A 25,552-nucleotide genomic window follows, 5' to 3' on the forward strand; every position below is an offset into this window, starting at 1 on the left:
CGAGGCCTCACTGAGGCATCTGCGCCGAGGACGGGATGCTGCCGCCCGGATTCATCTCTGCCGGGGGGCGGCGCTGCTCCGCGGGGCCCGGGTGCATGTCGTCCCTCCGGGCAGGGGAAGCAGCCTTCGGCGTGTAACGGCCCATGGAGCGCACATAGGCTGCGATCTGCCAGACCTGGTCGTCGGGGATCTTGCCACGGAAGGACGGCATGCCGTTCGGACGTCCCTCGCGGATGGTCTGCACGATGTGTTCGATAGACCCGCCATAGATCCAACGGTCGTCCATCAGCGCCGGGCCGGAACCCCCACCTCCGTTGGAATGGCATCCGTTGCAGTTGAACCAGGTATAGAGCTTCTGGCCCTCGCTGATGTGGTAGGCGTTCTCCTCGAAGTTCTTGCCCTTGCCCGTGGTCTGCTGTGAGGGGGGAGACGGGCCGGCGGAGAGGGACGAGAGAGCGATCTTCTCATCCGTCTCCTCGGACACCTGCGCGGGGCGGAATTCACGCTTCTCCCGCTCGCAGGCGGAGAGCAGAAGAAGAGCAGCCGGGAGCAGCCAGATGGGCTTCTTCATGGCCGGATCTCCCCATTCCTCGCAGCCTTGTCGGCACGGGGAACGCCATAATCTTCGAGAATGGCGTCGATCCGGGGTTTCAGGCGAACGAGCGCCGCTTCGATCTCATCACGCAGGGCGTCGTCCCCCTTGCGGACGGCCATGGAGATATCCCACACCATCGGCAGCTGAGGACCGTCGAAGAAGGGTTTGACCGGCGCGACTTTCAGCGGCGCGGCTTGCCGGGTGGCGAAGTAGCCTCCGAGCGGGCCCCAGGCGATGGCCACATCGATGCTGCCATCGGCCACCGCTTCGATGATCCGGGCCGGCGGGTTCGGCTCGCGATAATCTCCGTAAAGGCTGTAGCCGCGTACGTTCCCGACGATGCCGCGCTTGGCGAGCGCATGGGCGGGCGGCGTGTTCCAGCCGTCGTCACCCACGAGCTGCACGCCGATTTTACGCTCCCGCAGAAGCGCGTCGTTGAAGGATTGCGGGACCGGCTCGTCCGCGCGAGTCACGAAGACATAGGACGAGCGATAATAGGGAGCGGTGGTGCGCACGCCCTCCAGATTGCTCGGAAGTGCCGGGACCAGATCGCAGGCTTCGGCTTTCAAGCCTTCCCGTAGAAAGCCTCTTCGCTGGGCGCGCCAGGCATATGTGACCGTTGCGCCGAGATCGTGGGCGATGAGTTCCACGATCTTGTTCTCGAAGCCTTCACCCTTGTCATTGGAGAAGGGCAGGTTGTTCGGATCGGCGCAGACCTTAAGCTCGCGCGCCTCGGCGAAACCGGAGACGAGGAGAGCCGCGACGAGAGCCGCCTTAAGGGAGTTTGAACACATAGAGCGTTCCTCCCTTGGTGGTGACGTTCTTCAAATCGCGCATGGCGTTGACGAAACCGAGCGCTGCCGTGCCGTCGCGTGGGTCGAGATCGCCTGAGACGATGGAGCCTGCCCATCCACCGACACCGGAGAGGATGGCGACGTATTGCTTGCCGTCGGGCCCACGATAGGTGGTTGGTTGCCCGATGATCCCGGAGGAGGTCTTGAACTGCCACAGCACCTCGCCGGTGCGGGCGTGGACCGCTTTGAACCAGCCGTCCATGGTGCCGTAGAAGACCACGTCTCCGGCTGTCGCCATGGCGCCGCTCCAGAGCGGGAAGCGCTCGTTGATGGTCCAGAGCTCCTTGCCTTCCTTGATGTCCCAGGCGGAGAACTCGCCCATATGCCCGCCCGGTCCGGGGAACATCCGCACCTCGGCGCCGACATAGGGCGTACCGGCGATGTAGTTGGGCTCCACGCTTTCCCAATCCATGCACATGTTCATATGCGGGATGTAGAGAATGCCGGTCTTGTGCGAGAAGGCGCTGGGGTTCCAGTCCTTCGAGCCGGGCGCGGTCGGGCAGATGTCGCGCACCACCCGGTTGTTCACCGGCTCCTTGTCGGAATTATATTGGATGCGGCCGGTTTTGAGGTCGACGCCCGTGACGGCCGTCAACGCGTGGAACGGCTTGGCGGAGAGGACCTCGCCGGTGGTCCGGTCGATCACATAGACGAAGCCCGTGCGTCCCGGATGCACCAGAACCTTGCGCGGCCGTCCCTCCCATTCCAGGTCCAGGAGGACGAGCTCGTTGATGTTGTCCCAGTCGTGCAGGTCGTGGGGCGCGGTCTGGTAGAACCAGCGCGCTTCGCCGGTATCCGCATCGCGGGCGAAGATGCCGGCCGTCCACTTGTTGTCGCCCGGGCGTTGGTTGGGGTTCCATGGGCCCGGATTGCCGGTGCCGTGATAGACGAGGTTCAAGTCGGGGTCATAGGAGAGCCAACCCCAGACCGTGCCGCCCCCTTGCTCCCAGGCATTGGGCGGCCAGGTGCTGACGCCGAGATCCTTGCCCTTGTCGCTGTCGTAGAAGGGCTTGAAATTGGGGCCGATCTTCACGTCCTGGTCGGGGCCGGTGCTATAGGCTTTCCAGACGCTCTGGCCGCTGTTGGCATCGAGCGCCTGAATCCAGCCGCGCACGCCGTATTCGCCGCCCGAGATGCCGACGATGACCTTGTCCTTGACCGCCAGGGGAGCCATGGTCATGGTCTCGCCCTTGTTGATGTCGCCGAGCTTGGTCTTCCACGCCTCCTCGCCCGTCTCGGCGTTCACTGCCACCACATGGGCGTCGAGGGTCGTGAAGTAGATCCTGCCGTTCGCGAAGGTGGGGCCGCGGTTGACCACGTCGCAGCAGGCGACGCCCTGCGCTGCGGAGTCAGGCTTGGGGTTGTATTGCCATTTCAGCGGCGCGCCCGGTTGCGTCAGGTCGAGCGCATAGAGAATATTGGGGTAGGGCGAGAGCACGTACATCGTGGTGCCGACCACGAGAGGCGAGGATTCCTGGCCCTTGTTCACGCCCGTGGAGAAGGTGAAGGCCACCTGAAGGTTCTTCACATTCTCCGTATTGATCTGGTCCAGCTCGCTGTAGCGGGTGCTGGCGAAATTCTTGGCCGGCATCGTCCATTGCCCGTCCTCGGACGGGGCGGCCGCCGGCGGGGCTGCGGGAATGGGCTGCTGTTGCGCGACGGCCGGGAGGGACGTTGACAGGATCAGGAATGCCTGAGCGACGCTGCGGCGCATGAAAGCCAAGCCTCGGTGCATCCCCGGAACCTCACGCCTTACACAACAGGAATCCTCAAGCTTAACGATTCATGCCAAGGGTATGTTCCTGAAGAGGCTCGGCTCGGGGCGGCCCACCGGGTCCGAAATCGGCGTTTCGGACAGAATGCTTCCGCGGCCTCAGCCAGCTTGCCCGGTCAGCTTGAGGAACGCGTCCTCCAGGCCCGCCGCGGTACGGGAGAGGTCGCCGGCCCGTCCGCGCCAGCACACGCGGCCTTGGTGAAGCACGACCAGACCATCGTCGGCTTCGACCTCATCGAGCAGGTGGGTCGCCCAAAGAACGCTCAGCCCCTGATCCCGGCAGAGCGACCGGACATGGTGAAGCAAGGATTGCCGTGCGATCACATCGAGACCGACCGTCGCTTCGTCGACGATGAGCAGGCGCGGGCGGTGGATCAGGGCACGGGCGATCTCGACCCGCCGCCTCAGGCCGCCTGAAAGGTTGCGTACCTTGTCGTTCATCCGGTCGGCCACGTTCAGACGCTCCAGCTCGATGGCCGAGCGCTCCCTGGCCTCCCGCCTGGAAAATCCGTGCAGGGAGCCGAAATAGAGAAGGTTTTCGGATACGGTCAGATCGAGATCGAGGGTGGAGGCCTGAAACACCACTCCGAGCTGGGCAAGGGCCCTCAGAGGATCTGTCCGCAGGCGCTGTCCCAGAATGCGGATCTCACCTTGCCGGGCCGCATAAAGTCCCGTGACCAGGGAAATCAGGGTTGTCTTTCCAGCACCGTTCGGGCCGAGAAGCACGCAGAACGTGCCCGGCTCCACGGAAAAGCTGACCTCGTTCAAGGCGCGGCGCTTGCCGAATTCATGGGCCAGGTTTTCAACCAGGAGAGCTGTCATGGTGCCACCACCACGCCCCAGGGGGAGCGTCCGACTCCGATGCTCTTGACGACGCGCCGGTCCTCGAGATCGATCACGGACACGTCGTTCGAGGTGCCGTTGGCCGTGTAGAGGCGCTTGCCGTCGGGCGAGAGAGCGATATGCCAGACGCGCTGGCCCACGAGATAGGTGCGGAGCACCGCGAACGTTCTGGCGTCGACCTCCGCGACCCGGTTCGAGGGCCCCAGCGCCACGTAGGCTCGGGAGCCGTCCGGTGTGAGCTGCAAGCCCACCGCCTGGACGAGCTCTCGGGGGACGCCCGGCACCTCGAAGCCGATCTTCGTAATCGGTTCCCGTGTCTGCGCGTCGAAGACGGAGACGGTGCCGCGCAGCTCGGATGAGACCCAGAGCTGCCTGCTGTCGGGAGAAAAGAGAACCATGCGGGGGCGGGTGTCGACCAGGACGTTGTCGATCAGCTCCGAGGATGCCGCGTCGATCACATGGACCATGCTCGTGGTCTCGGACGTGACGGCCGCAAGGCGTCCGTCCGGGCTCACGCCGACCCCTTCCGGTTCCACGCCGACCTCGATCTCCTGCACGATGGCGTGCCTGGAAAGGTCGACGACGGAAGCAAGGTTGTTGTCCTCGTTGGCGACGAACAGCCGTTGACCATCCGGATGAACGGCGAAGAACTCCGGATCGGGACCTGACGGAATGGTGCCGACCACGTGCTTCGACTTTAGGTCCACCACGTCGATGCGATCGTCGTCCCCAACCGCCACATAAAGCTTCGTCCCGTCATGGCTCAGGGCGATGCCGCGCGGACGCCGCCCAACCTTAATGGTTCCCGTCGTCTTCAGGCTCTCGCCGTCGATCACCGAGACCGTGTTGTCCTGCTCGTTGGAGACATAGACCGTCTCCGCGAGGGCAGGGCCGGTCAGGCACAGGAGGCAGACGAGGCTGTGGTTCAGGATACGCATCGGCTTTCCTCGTCCGTTCCCGGACTGTCGAGCTCCGACGGCTCGTGCCCGATCGCATCGACCCTCCAGGTGTAGGTTCCGGACGTCACCGCGCGCAATTGCCGAGGTGAGGTCTGCCGCCAAGACGAAAGGGAGGAGATAAGGAGGGAGAAGCCGGAGACGAACCTTGGAACCATGTGCCGTCTCGATAGCAGGAAACAGGCGCATCAATCAAACGGCCAAGCTCGGCTGTTGTTCCACCTGGACCCCTCAAAGAAGCGGCCGCGCCCGGGATGCCGAGGCGCGGCCTGGTCGAAACGCGTTTCGGCGCCGAGGGGCTAGTCCTCGTCCGCCTCGTCCGGATCGGTCACGTCGACCAGGAACATGATGTAGGGACCGTCCTCCTCATCATCATCGTCGTCTTCCTCGTCGTCGAAATCCGCGCCCTCGAACTCGGCCTTTTCCTCTTCGGTAGCGGGCCGCACATTGAGCGTGGCGAAGCCATCCCAGATCGGAGCGCCTTCGCTCTCCAGGTACTTGAGGTCTTCCTTGAAGTCCTCGCTCGTGAGGAGCTCGCGGGCTTCCTCCTCATCTGCATTGGTAATAGCAATCGGCTTGTCGCTGATTGTAAGCGTGAACATGGTTTTTCCTTTCCTGTCGCCCGCAAGGGATACCCGTTAACGCACGAGCCCTCTCGTTCGAAGCAGGGAGCTCCTCACAAGTGCGCAGCCTTCCTTCTGTACACGTCTCGGAAGTTGAATGACACTGCCAAGGTGAGGCTCGGGCGATGCCGCGCCAGCCCGAGGGAAAAGCTTGGTTTTCCTGCTTCTATTGGACGCCCTTCTTCTTCAACCAGGCTTGCATTTCCGCAATCTCACGCTCCTGCTCGCGGATGACGTCCGTGGCCCATTTGCGGATCTGTTCATCCTTGGCGTGCTGCAGAGCCACCTTGGCCATTTCGATTGCCCCCTGGTGGTGGGGGATCATGCCCCGGACGAAATCGACGTCGGAATCGCCGGAATATGGGATGCTCATGTCGCGATGCATTTTCGCATTGGCGTCGCGGTAGCCTTTCGTGGCGGGGCTGTCGGTCGATTGCTGCGTCTGCATCGGCATCGAATGCCCGCTATGGGCCCCTTGCGCCGCCGCGAGGGAAGGGAGCGCAGCGAGGCCTGCTGCAAGGATCAGAGAGCGTATGATCATTGTCATGTTCCTTGATCGGATGAGCGTGAAGGGGTTGAGATATCCAGAATGAAATCCGCAGGAATCTCAACGTAGGGTAGAATGCGGCTCGGCTGGATAGCCGGCCCTTTCCAGCACCGCGCGCAGCGTCTCTTCGGATGTGTCCGACGCGACCGCAATCCTGCGGTTCTCAAGATCGCCCTCGACCTTGGCTTGCGGATCGAGCTGCTGGATCGCCCTTGTCACGGCGCCAAAGCAGCCGCCACAGGTCATCCCCAGGATATGGAAGTCATGCATGACAGAATCCTTCATTGATCGGGATTCCGGCTCTTTGGGCCTTCCTACCGTGGCAAGGTCAAGCGCCTGGTCGCCATGCCGCGGCTCTCCCCACCTGGAAGATAACTTCTCAAACATGTAGAAAAGGGCCGTTCGGATGCATCGACGCTATTCCTTGCCATCGTGATAAGGTTATATGAGCGCCCAGCTTGGCGGTTGGAGAGCTGCGCGTTTCGAAGCATCGACTGGATTGGAAGAATGAAGATTGTAACCCATAGCGGGACATTCCATGCGGATGATGTGTTCGCATTCGCCATTCTGCGTGCCGCCCTCGGGGATTTCGGTTTTATTCGCACCCGCGACGCCAGCCTGATTGACGCTGCCGATATCGTTTTCGATGTGGGCGGAATCTATGATCCCGTCAGAAGGCGGTATGATCACCACATGCGCGATCTGCCGCGACGGGAGGACGGCACGCCGTACAGTTCCGTAGGACTGATCTGGCGTGACTATGGCCGGGCCGCCCTGCATGCCTTCGTGGCCGGGATGGACGAAAGCGCGGTCGATTCCGTGTGGCAGGATGTGGAGTCCGGCATCGTGCTTCCGATCGATCAGGCGGATAACGGCGTCGCGACTGCGTGCCCCAGTCATCTCGCCCTGCTGATCGAAGCCTTCAACCCGACATGGGACAGCACCCAAACCTACGATGAGGCCTTCATGGAGGCGGCGGGGCTCGCCCATGGCGTCCTGCAGCGGGCCTGCCGCCAGGCCTATGCGGAAGCCAAGGCAACGTCGTTCGTGCTCGAAGCCGCCAGAGAAATCGCGAACCCTCGCGTCATAGTGCTCGACCGCAAGCTCCCGTGGGAGAAGGCCGTGTTCGAGCATGGCCTGACTGATCTGCTGTTCGTGATCTACCCGAACGAGGATTGCACCTCCTGGTATTGCCGCACGGTTCCGCCGGAGCCGAACTCCTTCGGTCAGAGATTGTCGCTGCCGGAATCCTGGCGCGGATTGCAGGAGGAGGCCTTCTCCAAGACGGCCGGGATTCCCGACGGGGTGTTCTGCCATCCGAGCGGCTTCATCTGCGGTGCCCGCTCGCAAGCCTCGGCCATTCGCCTGGCGGAACGGGCGATTGCGGCCGGCGCGTAAATCGAAGCAACCTGGCCATCCCCACGCAGGAACACGCGTCGTGGGAGCGGAGACGTTTCCATGTTCTTGACCAATCAGGATGTGATCGAACTCACCGAGTGGCGACGCGGCCTGCATCGCCATCCGGAAGTGTCGGGAGAGGAATTCGAGACCGCTCGAACGGTTGAGGCCCTGCTCGTCTCGGCAGGTGCCGACACAATCGTCACGGGCATCGGCGGGCACGGCGTCGCAGGAATCTTCGCGGGGCACGAACCCGGGCCGACGGTCATGGTCCGCGCCGAACTCGACGCTTTGCCGATCGAGGAAATCTCCGAGGCGCCGCATCGGTCGCACATTCCCGGCAAGGCCCACCTTTGCGGGCATGACGGGCACATGGCGATCCTTGCTGCTCTCGCCCGCGGGCTGAGCCGGCAGCGCCCTCGGCGCGGGCGTGCCATCCTGCTGTTCCAGCCGGCCGAGGAAACCGGCGCCGGCGCAGCGGCCGTGGTGGCCGATCCGAAATTCCGCGAAATCGCACCGGATTTCGTGTTCGCCCTTCACAGCCTGCCGGGGATGAAGCTCGGCAGGGTGGCGCTCATCGAGGGACCGGTGAGTTGCGCCTCGCGCGGCATGCGTATCGTGTTCACGGGCAAGACGGCCCATGCCTCGATGCCTGAAACCGGTCTCTCGCCCGTCGACGCCGTCGCCCGTCTGATGCCGGCGCTCACCGCGCTCGGCAGCGGCGGTCCCATGGATGCAGGCTTCGCGATGGTCACCGTCACGCATGCGCGCATCGGCGAACCGGCCTTCGGTATCGCGCCGGCGCATGGGGAAGTCTGGGCTACGTTGCGCACGCTCACCGATTCAGGCATGGATGCCCTCGTGGCCAGGGCGGAGCGCCTGGCAAACGATGCGGCGGCTGCAAGCGGCTTGTCCGTCCATATTTCCTATAACGACATCTTCCGCCATTGCGAGAATGCGCCCGAGGCGGTGGCGCATCTGCGCCGCGCCCTCGATGCGGAGGGGGTGCCGCACGACAGGGGCGATCTTCCGATGCGGCCGTCGGAGGATTTCGGGCATCTGGGCGCGAATGCCCCTGCGGCAATGTTCTTTCTCGGCGCGGGTGAGAATCACGCAGCCCTTCACAATCCCGACTACGATTTTCCCGACGATCTCATCGCCATCGGGTCCAGAATCTTCATGCGGACGCTGCGGGATCTGCTGGGTTAGGCCCTCGGGGGCCTAACCCAGCGTTTCTCAAGGGCGTTTCGGAATCTCGAGGCCGCGCTGAACGGCAGGGCGGGAAAGGCCACGCTCCAGCCAGGCGGGAACGTTCCTGAGCGAGTCGAACTCGACGAGTTCCCGAGCGCCGTAGAAACCGACGAGGTTGCGCACCCATCCCAGGAGGGAGATGTCGGCGATGGTGTATTCGTCGCCCATGATCCACTGGCGGCCTTCGAGGCGCGTCTCCAGAACGCCGAGCAGGCGCTTCGACTCCGCGCGGTAGCGCTCGAGCGGCCGCTTGTCCTCGATTTCGCGTCCGGCGAATTTGTGGAAGAAGCCGAGCTGGCCGAACATCGGGCCGACGGCCGCCATCTGGAAGAACACCCATTGAATGGTCTCGTAGCGGAGCGCGGCGTCGCCCGGCAGGAGCCGGCCGCTCTTCTCCGCGAGGTAGAGGAGGATCGCGCCCGATTCGAAGAGCGCCAAGGGTTTGCCTCCCGGTCCATCGGGGTCGATGATGGCCGGGATCTTGCCGTTCGGGTTGAGCGACAGGAACTCCTCGGTCCAGGTCTCGCTCGCCCCGATATTGATCAGGTGCGGCTCATAGGGAAGGCCGATCTCCTCGAGCATGATCGAAACCTTCACGCCGTTGGGCGTCTGCGCGGAGTAAAGCTGCAGGCGGTCGGGATGGGCTGCGGGCCAGCGCCGGGTGATGGGAAAGGCGGAGAGATCTGTCATGAATTGTTCCATTCGGCAGGGCCTGTGATTGAACCGAGGCTCCCTCGAGCTGTTAACCGGTGATCTGATTCACCGGAAGGGCAGCAACATGGCGCGGAATGACGACGGGTCAATCTCGCGACGAAGCGTCGTGGGCGGTGCGGCCATCGGCTTTGCATCGGTCGCTGCAGGTTCCGGCGAGGCGCAAACGGCAAGCACAGAGGGCATCGCCATGGAAGATCCGACGACGAAATACCCGAAACCCCCGTTTCGCTCCCAGTCCCAGCCCTGGCCCGGACTGGCGGGCCAGATGGACCCGCGCCCGGATCACGGCGAGACCACTTACAAAGGCTCCGGCCGCCTTCAGGGACGCAAGGCGCTGATCACCGGAGGGGATTCCGGCATCGGTCGGGCGGCGGCGATCGCCTATGCCCGTGAGGGCGCCGACGTGGCGATCAGCTATCATCCCGACGAAGAGCCCGATGCCCGCGAGGTGATCGACCTCATCAAGAGGGAAGGGCGCATCGCCGTCGCCCTGCCGGGCGACATCCGCGACGAAGCCCTGTGCTCGCGGATCGTCGCCGATGCCGTGCGCGCGCTCGGAGGTCTCGACATCCTCGTCAACAATGCCAGCCGGCAGCAGCAGCGCCAGTCGCTCCTCGACATCACGACGGAGGATTTCGACGCGACCATGAAGACCAACATCTATGCGATGTTCTGGATCGCCAAGGCGGCGCTGCCACATCTCAAGCCGGGATCGGTGATCATTCAGACCACCTCGGAGCAGGCCTACGACCCATCCGCCAATCTGGTCGACTACGCCATGACCAAGGCGGCGATGATGAACTTCTCGAAATCGCTCGCCAAGCAGCTCGGCCCGAAAGGCATTCGCGTGAACGGGGTCGCGCCCGGTCCGATCTGGACACCGCTCCAGGTGAGCGGCGGTGCAACCCAGGAGAAGCTCCAGGAATTCGGCGGCGATACGCCGATGGGGCGGCCGGGCCAGCCGGCGGAACTCGCTTCGATCTACGTGCAGCTGGCCGCGTCGGACGCGAGCTATGCGACGGGCCAGATCTATGGTGCCGCGGGCGGCAGCGGGCAGCCTTAAGCCGGCTCACCGCCGCGCGGGCTGTCTCAATCCTGTGTCCTTCAGAACAGTTCAGGACGTGCGGCCCCGGCCGACCATGCGGGGCAGGGCGTCCTGGCCGCGCCCGGCGACGACGACGAGACGCTTCACTTCGCCTCGCAGGAAGGCCTGCAGGAACCGGTCGTAGTTCTTGAACGACACGCAGCCGTTCGAGTCCCCGTTGGGCCCGAGCAGGTAGGTATGGGCGAGAATTCCGTCGCGGCCATAGATCGCTGCGCTGCCGCCGACCGGGTTGAGGCGGATGGCGCGCACGCCGTGGAACAGAGCCTCGCGTTCGGTGAGGGTATAGGTGCCGGGCGGCGTCGCTCCCTTCATGCGCACATGAACGAAGCGGGGATCGTCGAGCTTGTCGCCGAGGCCGGAATGCGCCTCCAGCCGCTCTCCGTTGGGCATGATGACGACCTTCGCGCTGATGTCGTAGACGGCGGTTGCGTCCCCGATCGTCGGATTGAAGCGGCCGCTCGGAGACATGTTGCCGGTGTCGAGCGCGGCATAGCCGAGAGCGTTTTCCGGCGGCCGTGCCGGCTTGATGCCGAAAAGCTTCTCGAAGAAGGACGGTTTGTCCTCCGGAGCGCTCGGCGCGGCGGCAACCTGCACCGGGCCGGCGGCCGGAGCACGGGACGCCCTCGGCGTCTCTGGCTTCGGAGCCTCGGGCGCCTTCGCCATCCGGAATTCGGCGGGGCGCGGGACGGGCAGCGGCACAGGCTGGACCGCTTGCGCCACCGGAGGCTCCGGCGCGGGCTGCTGCGGCTGGGCAGGCTCCGAGGCCTGCGGCAGGATCGGCGCCGCCGCTGCCGCGATCGTTTGAGGGGCATTAAATGGTGTGAAGCCCGTCGCGAGAGGTGCGTTGCCCGCGAAGGCGAGCGCATTGGGCTTGAGCGTGAGGTTCGGGTCCATCGGAGACCATTCGCCGCGATCCGCCATGGCGACCTCGGCGTTCGCCGGCACGGTGGGACGGGCGGTGCTCGCGGAGAGCTCGGCGGCGGGCGATGCGTCTTGCCTCTGGACGTCCGCATAGAAGGCGATTGGACTGATGGCGAGCGCGACGAGGGCGGCCGTCAGGAGGAGCGTGTGTCGGCTTTTTCGCCGAACGCGGAGGCCTGACGGATAGCGCTGATGCAACATGGCGGACTCTACGCAACACTTCGCCGCGCACGACATGCCTCCGCCGAACAGGCCGAGGGCAATTTCCGAGTGCCGAAACCGCCGCGCGCGAAAGTACACTGTCACTCGCGGCCATTGAACGATGGTTCGGTTAAATTAAGGATAACCGGCCCGTGCGCGGCACCCCGCTCCGGCCGTGATCCTCGTCTCGACGGCAAGCCGTCTGCGGAGTGCCAGGTCAATCATGAAAAGGATGCAGGCCTCAGCGAGGCGCGACCGTGTCCGGATTGGACGGGATCTGTTCTACTGTCTCCTTGTTCGCGGCTCGGCCTGGAGCAGTCTCGGGATCCGTATGAACCTCGCGAACGGCAAAGAAGAAGACGACGACTGCGGCGGCGATTGAGGCGAGAGCCAGCCAAGCGCGAATACCCATGATGTTCTCCTGCTCGGACAACGGGCCCACGAGGCAGAACACATTCGGATCCGGCTGGTTCCTCTTGAAGGTGACCGCGAGGGGGCGGCACAAATTCCCCCGGCGAGGGTGTTCGCGGCTGGATTCAACGCTACTTGGTTCTTCCAATGAACTCCACCAGGCTCGCAAAGCACAAGTTTGTGCTACCAGAGCGCCGGGCCATGCCGTCCCTGTTTCCTCACCAAGCGAAGACTGACACAGCCTTTCATGCCAGTTGCCGGAAACCGCATATTCGTCCAACACGCCCCATGCGGGTCCCTTTGGCAACCGCCTCTGGCATGCCTCGTGATCGGGCTGCTGATGCTCGTGCTCAGCGCCTGCGCGAGCCGTCCCGGCCCCGAGGTCCTGACGCCTGTGGGTGCTGCGGTTCCCGGTGCGCGGATCGTCACCGTCTATGTGGCGACGACCCGCGAGCGGAGCGCGCCGGAGCAGAATGTCTTCACGACCGGGCGGGCCGCGGCTCTCAACTATGCCGAGTTCGCGATTTCCATTCCGCCGGGGCACAGGACGGGTGAGATCGAATGGCCCGGCACGGCGCCCGATCCCGCGACCAGTTTCGTGACCGTTCGCCAGACCGTCCTCGACGAGGCGGCGTTCCGCCAGAGGGTGCGCGGCCGGTCAGGGCGGGACGGCCGTGACGTGGGTGTCTTCGTGCATGGGTACAACACCAATTTCCAGGAGGCCCTGTTCCGTCTCGCCCAGCTGAGCGCCGACTCGCAGCCGGACACGGTGCCGGTGCTCTTTGCTTGGCCGTCCGAGGCCGCCATCACCGGCTACGTGGCCGATAGGGAGGCTGTGACTTATTCGCGGGACTATCTGGCACAGGTTCTGTCGATGCTCGCACGGGAACGATCCGTCCGGAACGTGGCCGTGATCGGGCACAGCATGGGCGGATGGCTGACGATGGAGACCCTGCGGCAGCTCCGCCTCCAGGGCAGGGACGAGGTTCTGAAGCGGCTTCAGGTCGTTCTCGCGGCCCCCGATATCGACCTCGACGTGTTCCGGACCCAGGTGGCGGCGGTCGGCCCGATGTCGCCGCCGCTGACCGTCCTGGTCTCGAAGGACGATTGGGCATTGGCCGCCTCGAGTCGCCTGTCCGGTGGCCGCGAACGGGTTGGCACGCTCGACGTAGCGGACGCACGGGTCCAGGCCGTCGCTCGTCAGGCAGGCCTGCGGGTCGTCGACATCACGGCCCTAGAGCCCACCGACACCTTCAACCACGACCGCTTTGTCGCCTTCGCGGCCATCTATTCGGCGGTGGCGCCCCGGAGCGGTGCCGAGGATGGACTTCGCCAGGCCGGAGCCTTCGTGTTCAACGCCGCTGGAACGGTTCTCTCGGCGCCGTTCACCCTCGTCGGGCAGGCGCTGTCCGGTCAGCCGGCCCGTTAAGCACGCGGACGCTGGGCGTGCGCCCATGGTCCGGCTTTTAGGCGCCGCCGATCTCCTCGATCACGACGCCCGTCCCGCCGCAGATCGGACATTCCTTGTCGCCGATCTTGCCGGTGCCTTTGCATTCCTGGCAGACGTTCTCGCCGGCCCCGGGCGTATCCAGATCGGCCTGGTCGCCAGGATTCAGCTTCGGCTTGTTAGAGGGAACGTCACCTGGCTTCTGGTCGGACATGGCCTGCTCCTGCAACGCTTCAGGCAGGACAACGTGAAAGTCCTGTTCGGGTTGCCGGGACAGATCCGGGACCGCGACTATTTGGTAGCGTGCACGGCGCCCCAATCAGCCCTGCCGGCCTGAGAATGGCGTTCCCTCTTTCACAGCTGAGCTGTGTCGATAGAGCATCCGCCATTCTTCAAGCACGTTGTGCTCCCGCGCAGATAGTTTCCACGAGCACGATCGTGAGCGCCGGGATGCTTAACGCAATATAAATTTCGCGTTCATCTGCTGTTTATGTTCGTGAACGGGACATAATACAACACATAATGGATCAGATGTCGGAAACTACTTTACGGCATGGCCGTTATGTAGACGACGGGCGCTAAGCCCGAACGTTGAATTCAGGAGTGATCGATGTCGAAGAAACTTCTTCTTGCTGGTGCCGTGCTTGCAACCCTCGCCCCTGCGGCGGCCTTCGCCCAGTCCGGCGGTGCCGCGGCCGGCGCCGCCACGGGTGCCGTTGGCGGCGCCATCGTCGGCGGTCCGGTCGGTGCCGCCGTTGGCGGCGTGACGGGCGCCATCGTGGGCGGGATCGCCGACCAGCAGCAGCCGGAGTTCCGCCAGTACGTGACCACCCAGTCGGTCCCGTCCTACACCTATCGGGAAGAGGTGCGCGTGGGTGCGGTTCTGCCGGAATCCGGCGTGACCTATTACGAGGTGCCGGCCCAGTACAAGGTGAAGGGCTACAAGTACACCGTCGTGAACAACACCCCTGTGCTGGTCGAGCCGAGCAGCCGCAAGATCGTGCAGGTCATCCGCTAAGCGACATCCCTGGAGGATGGCAGGGGCGGTCGGTAAGGCCGCCCCTTTTCGCATGGAGGTGAACGAGGCTGGCATGCTGGCCGGGGATCGGCATTTCGGAGGCCGATCTTCCTCGGATTCAAGCGGACGAAGCAGGCTCATGACGGGTTGAAGGGTTGTTTCCTGGCGTTGGGCAAGCGTTCGTCATCTGACGCTTCCATCGCCGCTTCAGCCGTCAGGTGATAGGTCGCCCAGATCGCCGCCTGGGACCGGTTGCCCGCGCCGATCTTCCTGAGGATCGCCTTCACGTGAACCTTCACGGTCGATTCCGTCACGTTGAGTTCGCGGGCAATGATCTTGTTCGAGGCGCCTTCCCTCAGCCGACCCAGCACTTCGAGCTCCCGGCGGGAGAACGGTCTCTTCGGAACCGCACTCTTGAGAACCGGGCGACCGTGAGCGGGCAGGTGTTCTGAGCCGTTTCGGGCCCTTGAGATGAAGGCCAGGATCAGCCCCGACGGGACGATCACCTCTCCGAGCATCACCAGTTCCATGCAATGGATCAGGACGTCGCGACCGCTTGTCGAAAGGCAGAATCCGTCGACTCCGGCGACGTGGCCCGCATAGATCATGCTCGGCAGGAATTCGTCGGCCCATACAACCACCCGGGCCGACGGGGTTTTAGCCTTCAGTTCCGCGGCAAGCGCCGGAACCGCGTCCGGGCGGGCATTCCCGTCCACGATGAAAAGATCCGGCGCCGGAGCGTCACAGGCCGAGAACGTGGATACCGCGCGCAGGGGCGCATTCGAGACGACGAAGCGCGTGCCTTCGAGGATCTGGATGATCCCCATCCGGAGCAGGGGATCGGCGCAGATATGAACTCTGATCACGCCCAGCTTTCCGCCACCCCTGACGAGATCCTGTTCCTGATGAAGACGAGGTGTTGACATGGGCTTCTCTCGGCTCTGACGGTTTGGATGCATGGTCGGCGCGTGGATCAGGGGATCACCGGAGGATGTAGACGATCTGACGCGACGCTGCGTCGACGATGACCCGTTGCCCTTCGACGATCGTGTAACGGTAGGATTCGTGCCTCGGGATCTCGTAGAGATCGAAGGTCTCGGGAACCACATCGCCCACCTTGGTCCGAGCACCGTCAGCATTGCTCGCCGACGGTCCGGACCATGCCTGATCCGTCGACAGGTGCGACTTGACCTTTCGCACGATCGCGACGGCCCCGGTCAGGGTTCCTGCCTGCGCATAAATGTCCTTGGGGCCGGACGTCTCGGATGCGTTGTCCGGGCTTTCGAAGGTCGCCATTGCGCCCAGCGAAAACACGACAAAGGTCAGGATGAGCAGTATCCGCATCGGAGACCTCCTTCGCCTGCTTGATGGCAGAACGGATGACCGCCCGGGTTATTCCAGCGTATCGGAAATTTTTGCCACCGGCGTCCCGCTTCAGCGCAGGCGGGGAGGCTCGCGCAATGCCTGAACCTCGGCCGCGTCCAGCAGAGGCTGGCCGGCACCGCCTTTCTGAAGGTAGCTGTCCACCAGGTCCGCTCCGTCGCTCGGAACATAGCTGCCGCTCGCATCGGCCGAGGCGAGCGCAAAGGTGGTCTTCCAGTCGCGGCCGCGGCACGCGACGGCATTGGAGGCTCCGGCGGATGTTTCGAGCTTGAACTCGCGACAGAGGGACCCGTCCGCCATGCGGTAGGTCGAGATCACGCGGATCCGTCCGAAGGGCAGATCCTGCTCCTGGCCCGAGAGGTTGCTGCCCAGGGCGCGGCTGACCTCGGGAGCCGCAAGATAGGCGATTGGATCCGCCGATGGGGTTCCGAGTCCTTGCCGCCCGGCAAGATAGCCGCCCGTCGCGAGCGCGAGCGCACCGATGCCCGCCGCCAGGGCCAGAGCGGGACGCCAGCGTCCTGCGGGCGACGCGCTCCGCGATATCGGATCGCCCGACGGCGCTTGGGGGCCGGCCTGTGCTTCGAGGCGGTCGATCTGAGCTTGGACGGCGGCCCGCAACGCGGGCGGGACGTCGGAGGCCGTGCTCCGGGCGTAGGCCGAGCGGATCAGGCGTCGACTGCGCAGGAACTCGGCGATCCGCCTGGCGATGGCTGGGTCGTTAGCCATGGCCTGCTCCACTCTGCCGGCCATCTGCTCGTCGAGCTCTCCGTCGGCAAACGCCATGAGAATTTCGTCGCTGAAGTGAAATTGTGCCATCGGCGTCATTCCCCGTCTTTCATTCCGTGTCAGGCGGCCGCCGTCATTTCGGCGAGGCGCTTGCGAGCTCGCGCGAGACGGCTCATCACCGTTCCGATCGGGACACCCAGAACCTCGGCCGCCTCCCGGTAGGCGAGGTCCTCGACGCACACGAGAAGAAGCACCTCCCGCTGTTCTGCCGGCATCGTGTCGATGAATTGCTGAACCTCGGCCAGAAGCAGCTTGCTCAGGATCGGACCTTCGCCCGCATCGCCGACGATGTCTGGCCGCTCCGTGATGTCCTCGCTCATGCCCTCGGTCCTCGATCGCCTCAGGTGATCAATCCATTGATTGCGCAAGATACGAAAAACCCATGCGTCGAGGCGCGTGCCAGGCGTCCAACTGTCCGCGCCGGCAAGCGCCCGCTCGCACGCACTCTGCACGAGATCGTCCGCCAGGGACGGCGAGCGGCAGAGGACCAGCGCAAAACGCCTGAGCCGTGGAAGAAGCCCGACAAGTTCCTGCCCGATGGCCGCCGGCATCGTTTCTCCGCGTGACCCCTTGGTCATGAAAACGGATCCTGACCCGTTTTATTCCCCGCCGGTATTCGGGGGCCGTGGTTCGGCATCATCGGTCGCGGCTCCACTGGATATAAAGGCGAACTTGATCGTTATGGTGATGAGGCCACCCTGGAGGAACGGGGCGTGCGCTTTATCATTCATGATAGGGGCACTTTCCGTGACCGACAGTGCGCTGCAGACCAGAATGTCTCAATCCGCCCTTTTCCCGCGGGACGGCAGGTCTCGGCACATGGGGAAGAGCCATGAGGAACCGTAATGGCCCGTTGGTGGCGATATCTCGTCGTTCTGGCCGGAGGCGTGGCCGTTGCTGCGCCGGTTCAGCTGCACTTCGATTTCGGCTCGTCGCCTGACCTCCAGCTGACGTCCTCCCTCGCTCTCGCCAAGGCGGGCGGAGGAGGCAATGGCAATGGAGGCGGAAAGGGGAATTCCGGGAACGGCGGCGGCCAGGGGAATTCCGGCAAAGGCGGCCAGGGCGGGGATGGCAATGGCGGCGGCAACGGCAACGGCAATGGCAATGGCAATGGCGGCAACGGGAATTCCGGTAACGGCAATGGTGGCGGCAACGGGAACGCCGGGAACGGCAATGGCGGCAATTCGGGAGCCGGGAAATCCGGCGGCGGAGGTTCCGGCGTCGGCGGCGGAGCAGGCGGTGCGAACAATGATGGGGGCAGCGCCTCGGGCGGCTCCTCCCACAGCAAGAGCGGCGATCCGGGTGGCAATTCAGGCGCCAAGTCCACCGGGGGCAACTCAGCCAGGAATGCGGATGCTTCTCCCGGCAGGTCGGGAGGGGTGAAGCCGTCGAGAATGGCCGTCAAGGAGTTGAGAAGGGCCATTAAGGAAGCGAGAAAGGCCGTCAAGGAGGCGGAAGCTGCAAAACCGCGCAAGCAGAGGGTGGAAAAGCTGCGTGTCGGCACCACCCAGAAGGCGAAGGGGGTGGTCCGAAGCGTGAACGCTGCGGCCGACAAGAAGGGCAAGGCTTCCGTCGCAGCCGAGACCGGAACAAAGAAGGACGAGACCCGTACCCAGCGCCAGGCCGCCTCCGGCTCGCCCGCCCGGGGACCATCGAATCCCGTCAGCAGCGCGCGCGCATCCCGACAGGTATCGCCGCCCGTGGTCACACCGGCGGCTCGCAGGATCGCGAGCGATCCCGGAGCGCCGAGCGAGCTGCTCCTCAGGCCGCGTCAGGCGTCGAACTCCATCGTCGTGGCTGGTCTGTCCGAACAGGATCTGGCCAAGCTCGCCGCGACGGGCCTGCGCGTGACGTCGCAGACCCGCGGCGTGGTCGCTCCCCAGGTTTTCCGCCTGAGCGTTCCTCCCGGCATGTCGCTGGCGGATGCCCGCAGCGCCGTCCAGAGAATGAGCCGCACCGCGTCGGCCGATCTCGACACGTACTATTACACGGATGAAGGTGCGCCAGGATGCACCGATCCCGGCTGCGAAGCCTCGGTCCTCGTCGGCTGGACCCCGCCCGCCGCCGATGCGTGCGGGGCACAGCCGCTGATCGGCCTCATCGACACCGGCATCGATCTCGAACACGATGCCCTGAAAGGGCAGTCCATCGAGTTGTTGAATTCATCGCAGGCGCCCGGCGGCAGGTCGTCGCTCGACCACGGCACCGCCATCGCGGCGCTTCTCGTGGGGCGTCCTGGAAGCGCGACGCCCGGATTGGTGCCGCAGGCGAGGATCATCGCCGTCGATGCCTTCTCTCAGGACGACGGCATGGCGGCCAGGGCCGACGTGATATCCCTCGTGAACGCCCTGGAGCTTCTCGCGGATCGTGGCGTGACGGTCGTCAACCTCAGCCTGTCGGGACCGCCGAACGAGGTTCTCCAGAGAGCGATCGAAGCGGCCCGGGCGAAGTCGATCATCCTCGTGGCGGCGGCGGGCAACAACGGCGCGGGCGCCGAGCCGTCCTATCCGGCTGCCTATCCCGGCGTCATCGCCGTGACGGCGGTCGACCGCGAGTTCAACATCTACCGCCGCGCGACCCGCGGCTCCTACGTGGCGATGGCTGCTCCGGGAGTCGACATCCAGGTGGCCCAATCCCGGGGCGGGAGTGCACCCAAGAGCGGCACGTCCTATGCGGTGCCCTTCGTGGCGGCCGCCATGGCGATGATGCGGGCCGCCAATCCTGGGATCGAGGTCCAGGCCCTGCAGAGGCGACTACAGGACAGCACGCAGGATTTGGGCGAGCCCGGGCGGGACATCACGTTCGGATACGGTCTCGTGCAGATGTCCGATGCGTGTTCCGGGCCGGAGGCGGCCCCCATTCATCCCCGTGGCGGGCGGCATGCCGGACGTCGCGCCGCTCGTCCGGAAGCAGGTTCAGGCTCCGTGACCTTGGCAACGCCCGCTCCGTGATTCCACAAGGGAAAGATCGCGGCTTGGACTTCCCGATGCGGCTTCCTATTCTAGTTCATCCTCGGTGCGCCGCCCGACTGGGTCCTTGGACGACCCCGAGGCGCAGGCAAGGCAAGAACGGCGATCGGGGAGGGCTGCCCGGACCAGGCCTCCGATCAGCGAACGGGAGGAATGTCATGAACGTCAGGCCGCTGCTGTCCCTATCCATCCTATCTCTGCTGGCCGCGACCGGCGCTGCGCGCGCGCAGGACATCACCATCGCGGTTGCGGGTCCGATGACGGGTGCCGTCGCGTCGATCGGCGAGCAGATCAGACGCGGGGCCGAGTTGGCGGCGGAAGCCATCAACCGGAACGGCGGCGTCAACGGCAAGAAGATCCAGATCTCGGTTCAGGACGATGCCTGCGATCCGAAACAGGCGGTCGCCGTCGCCAACCGCATCCTGTCGGCCGGCATCAAGTTCGTCGACGGGCATGCCTGCTCGGGCTCGTCCATTCCCGCGGCGGAGATCTATGGCGAGAACAACATCCTCATGATGACGCCGGCCTCGAGCGCTCCCAAGCTCACCGACGATGCGGCGAAGAACGGCTACACGACGGTCATGCGTCTCTATGGCCGCGACGATGCGCAGGGCCGCTTCATCGGGCCATGGATCAAGGAGAGGTACGGCACGAAGAAGGTCGCGATCCTCCATGACAAGAGCGCCTACGGCAAAGGCCTCGCCGACGTGGTGAAGGAATCCCTCAACGGGGCTGGCGTGAAGGAAGTGCTCTACGAAGGCATCAATGCCGGCGAGAAGGATTACGGCGCCGTGGTGAATCGCCTGAAGAGCCAAGGCGTCGAGTTCCTGTACTTCGGCGGCTACCACACGGAGGCCGGGCTCATCAAACGGCAGGCGGCGGATCAGAATTATCAGTTCCAGCTGATGATGGGCGACAGCCTCGCCACGCCCGAATTCTGGTCGGTTGCCGGAACGGCGGGCGAGGGCACCCTGTTCACGTTCCCGACGGATGCCCGCGGGAGCGAGGCCGCCAAGGCCGCCGAGGAGCAGTTCAAGCAGATCAACTTCGTGCCCGAAGGCTTCACCCTGTTCTCCTACGCGGTGGTGCAAGCGATCGCCGGCGGCATCGCCAAGGCGAACAGCACCGACCCCGCCGCCGTCGCGAAGACCTTGCGTGGCACGACCGTTGACACGGTCATCGGCCCCGTCGGCTTCGACGAGAAGGGCGACATCAAGAATCCGCGCTATGACATCAATGTCTGGAAGAACGGCCAGTACGGCAAGCTGACCCAATAGACGTCCCAAAACCCGATGCGACGAGCCCGGATGCCGTCCGGGCTCCACGCCACGCTCCGTCCCGCGTCGGGCCTTCCCCTCGTCAGGCTACGCCGGCGGCTCAGGCAGTGAACGGTCATCGGCCTGCTTGGCTCTGCGTGCCTCCTCCTCCGCTGCGAGCTGTTCCAGATGCCTGGCGGTCTCGAGCAGACGGTGGCGGTCGTCGCTGATTGAGATCTGACCGGCGAGAGCTCGGGCCTCCTGGGCTCGACGGCGATACTCGGATGCCCTGTTCTGGGGGGAGATGTGCACAGATCATGCGCCTCTTCGGGAGTGTCACTGTGTCAACTGCTGTCAGCCCCCAATGGTTCTCTCGGCTAAAAGACCTAGGCGGATTGGCAAGCGGCTGCGACACCCTTAGCCGGCATTTACGGTCCTTGGATTGTATGACTGAATTTCGCGAGCCTGCCGGCTCGAGGTGGCGATTCCGTCATGCGGATGTCACGGGCCGATGGCAGGCAATCGGCTTGGGAGGACCATGAAAGATGAAGACCATTTCAGTGTTAGGCGCCATCGCCGTCTCGCTGCCCGCGTTGCTCGGCCCGGCCGTGGCCCAGGAGAAGACGCTGACCGGCGAGCGAACCATTGTGGTCGCCCACCGGGGCGCCAGCGGCTACCTCCCGGAGCACACCCTCGAGGGCTATAGGCTGGCCATCGACATGGGAGCAGACTTCGTCGAGCCTGATCTCGTGGTGACCAAGGACGGGGTGCTGATCGCTCGTCACGAGCCGATGCTGAGCGGCACGACCGATGTTGCCGACCGTCCGGAATTTGCGTCCCGCAAGACGACCCGCAAGGTCGATGGGGTCGACACGACGGATTGGTTCGCGGGCGATTTCACCCTGGCCGAGATCAAGCAGCTCCGCGCCAAGCAGGCGATGGCGGATCGTGACCAGTCCAAGAACGGTCAGTTCCAGATCCCGACCCTTCAGGAAGTGATCGAACTCGTCCAGAAGGAATCGGCGGCTCGCGGGCGTACCATCGGCATCGCTCCCGAGACCAAGCACCCCACCTTCCACGCAGCGCTGGGCCTTCCGATCGAGGACCGCCTGGTCGAGGTTCTCAAGAAGGCCGGCTGGACCGGCCGGGACGCCCCCGTGGTGATCCAGAGCTTCGAGACCGCAAACCTCAAGTACCTCAATACCAGGATCGACGTCCGCCTGGCGCAGCTCGTGGATGGGGGCGACGTGGACAAGGACGGCAACATGGTGCTGGAGCCACCCTACGCGCAGCCTTACGACTTCGTGGTGGTCGGCGACAAGCGCACCAACAAGGACCTCCTGACGAAAGAGGGACTGGCAGAGGTCAAGACCTACGCCGACATCATCGCCCCGTGGAAGCCGTATATCCTGGCGAGCAAGCAGGTCGACCGGAACACCGACGGCAAGCCCGACGATCTCAACAACGACGGGACCATCGACGAGCGCGACCGCGTGCTCGCAGAGCCGTCGAGCGTGGTGAAGGATGCCCATGCGGCCGGTCTTCAGGTTTTCACCTGGACCTTCCGGAGCGAGCCGAAGCGCCTGACCTCGGATTTCAAGGGCGATCCCACAGCGGAATACAAGGCCTTCTATGCCCTTGGCGTCGATGGCCTCTTCAGCGACTTCACCGATCACGCCGTGAAGGCACGCTGACGCCGAGGACCGTCAGGCCCTCGGGGTTCGGTGGCGTCCCCGAGGGACCTAAGGAAACCTCCGCGGCATCGTCGGTCGGGTCCGGCACTCCGCTTTAGCTGCGCTTCTGGGTGACCTTCTCGGCACGTGATCCTGACGGCTGGCTCTTGATCCGCTTCGCCCGTTTCCAGGACGGTCTCATGCGCGCCTTCTTGGCCATGACAGCTCCCTTGGTTCGCAGTGATTGTCGGACGCTGACGCGTCCTAGAGCATTGTGCGGAAAAGTGGATCCGGTTTTCCGCTCTGAACGATGCTCTTAGCTTAAGAAGAAAGCATCGGATCGATCCCAAAAGTGCAAGCCCACTTTTGGGTCCGATGCTTTAGCTCCGGCCGCCGGTCATGTCGCTCGGCGCACGGCCGTCCGTCCCGGTTCCGGGGTCCAGCGGTTTCGCCTCCGTCTTTCCGGATCCGGTTTCATGGCCTTGTCGGCGCTTGCTGTCCGCGCCCTTGTCCTGGGTTTTGTTGACACCACCCTGATTGGCGCCTGCGTTCTGTGCCATGGGGCTGCTCCAAAGAGATGTGACCGATTGAGCCAACCGGAATGGCGACGCGATGTTCCCGCCCCCCTTGCGGTTGATCGCCTCCCGGCAGCAGCGCCTCGGGTCACCGGCTGCCTCGTCGCGGATCGTGGTGCTGGCGGGCGGGGCGTTCGAGGCGAGGCGGGTTTACGATGACCCGCCCTTGCAGATCCGGTTGGTCGTCCCCATATCGGGTCTACCCCAGCGGACATTGTTGTGGACTTCGGATGCGGCGGGCGTCACCGCCAGGCTCCGATGAGGCCGCGCCAGGACGGATGTACTCCGGCCGGTCTGTTCCCGTGCCTGCCTGACGATGCAGGCGCCCGTCTGGTACCCCATCAGCCCAGGCCCGTAGCTGGCGCGGCGAGAGATGCGAAGGCATCCCGCCCGTTCGCCCCGGAGCCTGGGCTTTTCCGTTCAACGGGAGCCCCGCTCCTCCGCATCGGCATGGCCGGCTTTCTTGTCACGACTCGTGCAGGCCCATCTGGCGCTGCCCCGCCCAGCCGGGCCGCAGCCGGTCCAGGTTGACGAGGATCGCCCCCGCCGCGGCCATCAGCGCCAAAGCGCTCCAGGTGAGCGCATAGACGAGATGATTGTTCGAAAAGGCGATCACCGTCAGTCCTGGGACGGGAAGGCCGTTCTCGCCGGGCGTCCGCTCGGCGTCGATGAAGTAGGGCGCGACCTTGTCCAGGCCGCGCGCGGCGGCGATCGCGGCCACGTCGCGGGAGAACCAGCGATCGGAATCCGGGTCGTTCATGCGCAGAAAGCCGCCGCCCGGCTCGGGCAGGCGCAGCAGGCCGGTGACCGTGACGGGCCCCCGGCTCCGAGGCCGCCAGGAGGCCGGGTCGCGCTCGGTCTCGGGAACGAAGCCGCGGTTGACGAGGATCGTCGACCCGTCGTCCCGGATCAGGGGCGTCAGGACCCAGGACCCGCCGCCCAGTTCCGTCACCGCTTTGACGAGGGTCGAGCGATCCTCGAGCCAGTCGCCCGTCACGGTCACGCGCCGGTACTCGTCCGCAGCCGCCGATACGCGCGCCCAGCTTTCCGGCCCCGGCGCGGCCGTCGGGGCCGCATGGACCCGCGCCTCGACGCGCGCGATCAGGTCGAGCTTAAAGGCGCGGCGATGGACCTGCCAGACGGCGAGCGCGGCGAGACAGGCCACGATCAGGATGGCAACGATGTCGAAGGCCACCAGGGCTGCGATGTGCCTGCCCGTCAGGGCCTTTGCAGCGCCTCGTGCGGCGACATCGGCATCATGTTCTGGTCCATGTGGTACATGACCCATATCGACCCAACCAGTGTAATCACCACAAGTGTCAGCGTGAATACCAGGGCGAGGAACGTCCAGCCGCCCTCCGACTTCGTGTTCATGTGCAGGAAGTAGATCATGTGAACCACGATCTGCACCGCCGCGAACGCCATGACCACGATGCTGGTCAGGAGCGTGTCGTTCAGGACGTTCCCCATCACGAGCCAGAACGGGATGGCGGTGAGGACGACCGACAGGACGAAGCCGGTCATGTAGCTTCTGAACGTACCATGCGCGCCGTGAGCGTGAGGCTCCGTGTGCGCCCCACCGTGATCCGGCGGCTTCCGGGTGAGCCCGGGCTCAGTGACCGTGCTCATCGCATGGCTCCCATCAGGTAGACGAAGGTGAACACGCCGATCCAGACCACGTCGAGGAAGTGCCAGAACATGGACAGGCACATGAGCCGGCGCCGGTTGTCCGCGATCAGCCCGTAGCGGCGCACCTGGACCATCAGCGTGACGAGCCAGACGATGCCGAACGTGACGTGCAGCCCGTGCGTTCCCACCAGCGCGAAGAAGGAGGACAGGAACGCGCTGCGCTGAGGCGTCGCGCCCTCGTGGATCAGGTGCGCGAACTCGTAGAGCTCGATGCCGATGAAGCCGGCTCCGAACAGGCCCGTGACCGCGAGCCACTTGAGGGTCGGCCCGACCCGCTCCTTGTCCATCTCCAGCATGGCGAAGCCGTAGGTGATCGAGGACAGGAGCAGGAGGCCCGTGTTGACCGCGACGAGCCGCAGGTCGAACAGGTCGGCTCCCGACGGACCCGCCGCATAATTGCGGCCGAGCACGCCGTAGGTGGCGAACAGGGCCGCGAAGATGAGGCAGTCGCTCATCAGGTAGAGCCAGAAGCCGAACAGTGTGCCCCCGTCGCCGTGGGCATGCTCCTCCTGCTCGTAGAAGACGGGCGCCGTGGCGCCGGGTGGAGGGGTCGTTTCCTGCAT

At 64.7% G+C, this 25,552-nt stretch carries 28 protein-coding genes; 8 read left to right on the forward strand and 20 right to left on the reverse strand.

What is annotated here, in order from left to right:
• Positions 1 to 7: 7 nt before the first annotated feature.
• From E4K09_RS10110 to E4K09_RS10145, 8 genes are all read right to left on the reverse strand, one after another.
• Positions 8 to 571, reverse strand: coding sequence for a c-type cytochrome (locus tag E4K09_RS10110; protein ID WP_134496629.1), 564 nt, complete (start codon positions 569 to 571; stop codon positions 8 to 10).
• Positions 568 to 1,389: a substrate-binding domain-containing protein gene (locus E4K09_RS10115; RefSeq protein ID WP_134496630.1), complete on the reverse strand. Its 822-nt coding sequence runs from the start codon at positions 1,387 to 1,389 to the stop codon at positions 568 to 570. The genes E4K09_RS10110 and E4K09_RS10115 overlap by 4 nt, the downstream gene beginning before the upstream one ends.
• Positions 1,370 to 3,163 carry a methanol/ethanol family PQQ-dependent dehydrogenase gene (locus E4K09_RS10120; protein ID WP_134496631.1) on the reverse strand — a complete coding sequence of 598 codons (1,794 nt, stop codon included), beginning with the start codon at positions 3,161 to 3,163 and terminating at the stop codon, positions 1,370 to 1,372. The genes E4K09_RS10115 and E4K09_RS10120 overlap by 20 nt, the downstream gene beginning before the upstream one ends.
• 159 nt (positions 3,164 to 3,322) lie before the next feature.
• A complete protein-coding gene (locus E4K09_RS10125) occupies positions 3,323 to 4,045 on the reverse strand; it encodes an ABC transporter ATP-binding protein (RefSeq protein ID WP_134496632.1) in 723 nt (240 codons plus the stop codon).
• A complete protein-coding gene (locus E4K09_RS10130) occupies positions 4,042 to 5,004 on the reverse strand; it encodes a PQQ-dependent catabolism-associated beta-propeller protein (protein ID WP_134496633.1) in 963 nt (320 codons plus the stop codon). Before E4K09_RS10130 ends, E4K09_RS10125 begins: the two co-directional genes overlap by 4 nt.
• Positions 5,005 to 5,321: 317 nt before the next feature.
• On the reverse strand, positions 5,322 to 5,624 hold the full coding sequence (locus E4K09_RS10135; protein WP_134496634.1) for a hypothetical protein: 303 nt from the start codon (positions 5,622 to 5,624) through the stop codon (positions 5,322 to 5,324).
• 187 nt (positions 5,625 to 5,811) lie between these two features.
• Positions 5,812 to 6,186 carry a CopM family metallochaperone gene (gene copM / locus E4K09_RS10140; RefSeq protein ID WP_134496635.1) on the reverse strand — a complete coding sequence of 125 codons (375 nt, stop codon included), beginning with the start codon at positions 6,184 to 6,186 and terminating at the stop codon, positions 5,812 to 5,814.
• A 66-nt stretch (positions 6,187 to 6,252) separates the two neighbouring features.
• On the reverse strand, positions 6,253 to 6,462 hold the full coding sequence (locus E4K09_RS10145) for a heavy-metal-associated domain-containing protein (protein ID WP_134496636.1): 210 nt from the start codon (positions 6,460 to 6,462) through the stop codon (positions 6,253 to 6,255).
• A gap of 237 nt (positions 6,463 to 6,699) precedes the next feature.
• Between E4K09_RS10145 and E4K09_RS10150 the strand changes: the two genes are divergently transcribed.
• Positions 6,700 to 7,590: an MYG1 family protein gene (locus E4K09_RS10150; RefSeq protein WP_134496637.1), complete on the forward strand. Its 891-nt coding sequence runs from the start codon at positions 6,700 to 6,702 to the stop codon at positions 7,588 to 7,590.
• A 60-nt stretch (positions 7,591 to 7,650) separates the two neighbouring features.
• Positions 7,651 to 8,799, forward strand: a complete 1,149-nt coding sequence (locus tag E4K09_RS10155) for an amidohydrolase (RefSeq protein ID WP_134496638.1) — start codon at positions 7,651 to 7,653, stop codon at positions 8,797 to 8,799.
• Between the two features lie 27 nt (positions 8,800 to 8,826).
• On the opposite strand, the gene E4K09_RS10160 is transcribed toward E4K09_RS10155, so the two are convergent.
• Positions 8,827 to 9,531, reverse strand: a complete 705-nt coding sequence (locus tag E4K09_RS10160) for a glutathione S-transferase N-terminal domain-containing protein (protein WP_134496639.1) — start codon at positions 9,529 to 9,531, stop codon at positions 8,827 to 8,829.
• A gap of 211 nt (positions 9,532 to 9,742) precedes the next feature.
• Between E4K09_RS10160 and E4K09_RS10165 the strand changes: the two genes are divergently transcribed.
• On the forward strand, positions 9,743 to 10,618 hold the full coding sequence (locus tag E4K09_RS10165; protein WP_244610446.1) for an SDR family oxidoreductase: 876 nt from the start codon (positions 9,743 to 9,745) through the stop codon (positions 10,616 to 10,618).
• A gap of 51 nt (positions 10,619 to 10,669) precedes the next feature.
• Here E4K09_RS10165 and E4K09_RS10170 read toward each other — a convergent pair whose 3' ends face one another.
• Positions 10,670 to 11,782: a tlde1 domain-containing protein gene (locus tag E4K09_RS10170; protein ID WP_244610437.1), complete on the reverse strand. Its 1,113-nt coding sequence runs from the start codon at positions 11,780 to 11,782 to the stop codon at positions 10,670 to 10,672.
• Positions 11,783 to 12,023: 241 nt separating this feature from the next.
• Positions 12,024 to 12,194, reverse strand: a complete 171-nt coding sequence (locus tag E4K09_RS28985) for a hypothetical protein (protein ID WP_166802253.1) — start codon at positions 12,192 to 12,194, stop codon at positions 12,024 to 12,026.
• Positions 12,195 to 12,518: 324 nt separating this feature from the next.
• Here E4K09_RS28985 and E4K09_RS10175 point away from each other — a divergent pair, with 324 nt between their 5' ends.
• A complete protein-coding gene (locus E4K09_RS10175) occupies positions 12,519 to 13,622 on the forward strand; it encodes an alpha/beta hydrolase (RefSeq protein ID WP_342211345.1) in 1,104 nt (367 codons plus the stop codon).
• A gap of 37 nt (positions 13,623 to 13,659) precedes the next feature.
• Here E4K09_RS10175 and E4K09_RS10180 read toward each other — a convergent pair whose 3' ends face one another.
• Positions 13,660 to 13,854 (reverse strand): hypothetical protein, encoded by a 195-nt coding sequence (locus tag E4K09_RS10180; protein WP_134496641.1) that lies wholly within the window; start codon positions 13,852 to 13,854, stop codon positions 13,660 to 13,662.
• A gap of 396 nt (positions 13,855 to 14,250) precedes the next feature.
• Here E4K09_RS10180 and E4K09_RS10185 point away from each other — a divergent pair, with 396 nt between their 5' ends.
• Positions 14,251 to 14,658 (forward strand): DUF1236 domain-containing protein, encoded by a 408-nt coding sequence (locus E4K09_RS10185; protein ID WP_134496642.1) that lies wholly within the window; start codon positions 14,251 to 14,253, stop codon positions 14,656 to 14,658.
• 137 nt (positions 14,659 to 14,795) lie between these two features.
• Here the strand turns inward: E4K09_RS10185 and E4K09_RS10190 are convergent, their stop codons facing one another.
• From E4K09_RS10190 to E4K09_RS10205, 4 genes are all read right to left on the reverse strand, one after another.
• The gene (locus tag E4K09_RS10190; protein WP_166802254.1) at positions 14,796 to 15,584 is read right to left on the reverse strand and encodes a LuxR C-terminal-related transcriptional regulator; all 789 of its coding nucleotides are present in this window, start codon (positions 15,582 to 15,584) and stop codon (positions 14,796 to 14,798) included.
• 55 nt (positions 15,585 to 15,639) lie between these two features.
• A complete protein-coding gene (locus E4K09_RS10195; protein WP_134496644.1) occupies positions 15,640 to 16,002 on the reverse strand; it encodes a DUF1236 domain-containing protein in 363 nt (120 codons plus the stop codon).
• Positions 16,003 to 16,092: 90 nt separating this feature from the next.
• The gene (locus E4K09_RS10200; protein ID WP_134496645.1) at positions 16,093 to 16,857 is read right to left on the reverse strand and encodes an anti-sigma factor family protein; all 765 of its coding nucleotides are present in this window, start codon (positions 16,855 to 16,857) and stop codon (positions 16,093 to 16,095) included.
• Positions 16,858 to 16,886: 29 nt separating this feature from the next.
• The gene (locus E4K09_RS10205; RefSeq protein WP_166802255.1) at positions 16,887 to 17,405 is read right to left on the reverse strand and encodes an RNA polymerase sigma factor; all 519 of its coding nucleotides are present in this window, start codon (positions 17,403 to 17,405) and stop codon (positions 16,887 to 16,889) included.
• Between the two features lie 267 nt (positions 17,406 to 17,672).
• Here E4K09_RS10205 and E4K09_RS10210 point away from each other — a divergent pair, with 267 nt between their 5' ends.
• The 3 genes from E4K09_RS10210 to E4K09_RS10220 all read left to right on the forward strand — a co-directional run bounded on the left by E4K09_RS10210 (position 17,673) and on the right by E4K09_RS10220 (position 22,746).
• Positions 17,673 to 19,778, forward strand: a complete 2,106-nt coding sequence (locus E4K09_RS10210; RefSeq protein ID WP_134496646.1) for a S8 family serine peptidase — start codon at positions 17,673 to 17,675, stop codon at positions 19,776 to 19,778.
• 176 nt (positions 19,779 to 19,954) lie between these two features.
• Positions 19,955 to 21,073, forward strand: a complete 1,119-nt coding sequence (locus E4K09_RS10215) for an ABC transporter substrate-binding protein (RefSeq protein ID WP_134496647.1) — start codon at positions 19,955 to 19,957, stop codon at positions 21,071 to 21,073.
• A 524-nt stretch (positions 21,074 to 21,597) separates the two neighbouring features.
• Complete coding sequence (locus E4K09_RS10220; protein WP_134496648.1) at positions 21,598 to 22,746, forward strand: glycerophosphodiester phosphodiesterase; 1,149 nt, start codon at positions 21,598 to 21,600, stop codon at positions 22,744 to 22,746.
• A gap of 359 nt (positions 22,747 to 23,105) precedes the next feature.
• On the opposite strand, the gene E4K09_RS10225 is transcribed toward E4K09_RS10220, so the two are convergent.
• The 4 genes from E4K09_RS10225 to cyoC all read right to left on the reverse strand — a co-directional run bounded on the left by E4K09_RS10225 (position 23,106) and on the right by cyoC (position 25,552).
• Entirely contained in the window at positions 23,106 to 23,285 is a 180-nt protein-coding gene (locus E4K09_RS10225) for a hypothetical protein (RefSeq protein ID WP_134496649.1), read from the reverse strand.
• Positions 23,286 to 23,766: 481 nt separating this feature from the next.
• Positions 23,767 to 24,588, reverse strand: coding sequence for an SURF1 family protein (locus E4K09_RS10230; RefSeq protein WP_134496650.1), 822 nt, complete (start codon positions 24,586 to 24,588; stop codon positions 23,767 to 23,769).
• Positions 24,519 to 24,929 (reverse strand): cytochrome o ubiquinol oxidase subunit IV, encoded by a 411-nt coding sequence (gene cyoD, locus E4K09_RS10235; protein ID WP_134496651.1) that lies wholly within the window; start codon positions 24,927 to 24,929, stop codon positions 24,519 to 24,521. The genes E4K09_RS10230 and cyoD overlap by 70 nt, the downstream gene beginning before the upstream one ends.
• Complete coding sequence (gene cyoC, locus E4K09_RS10240; RefSeq protein ID WP_134496652.1) at positions 24,926 to 25,552, reverse strand: cytochrome o ubiquinol oxidase subunit III; 627 nt, start codon at positions 25,550 to 25,552, stop codon at positions 24,926 to 24,928. The genes cyoD and cyoC overlap by 4 nt, the downstream gene beginning before the upstream one ends.

Origin of the sequence: Microvirga pakistanensis (genome assembly GCF_004458765.1) — a bacterium.
Lineage (GTDB): Bacteria > Pseudomonadota > Alphaproteobacteria > Rhizobiales > Beijerinckiaceae > Microvirga > Microvirga pakistanensis.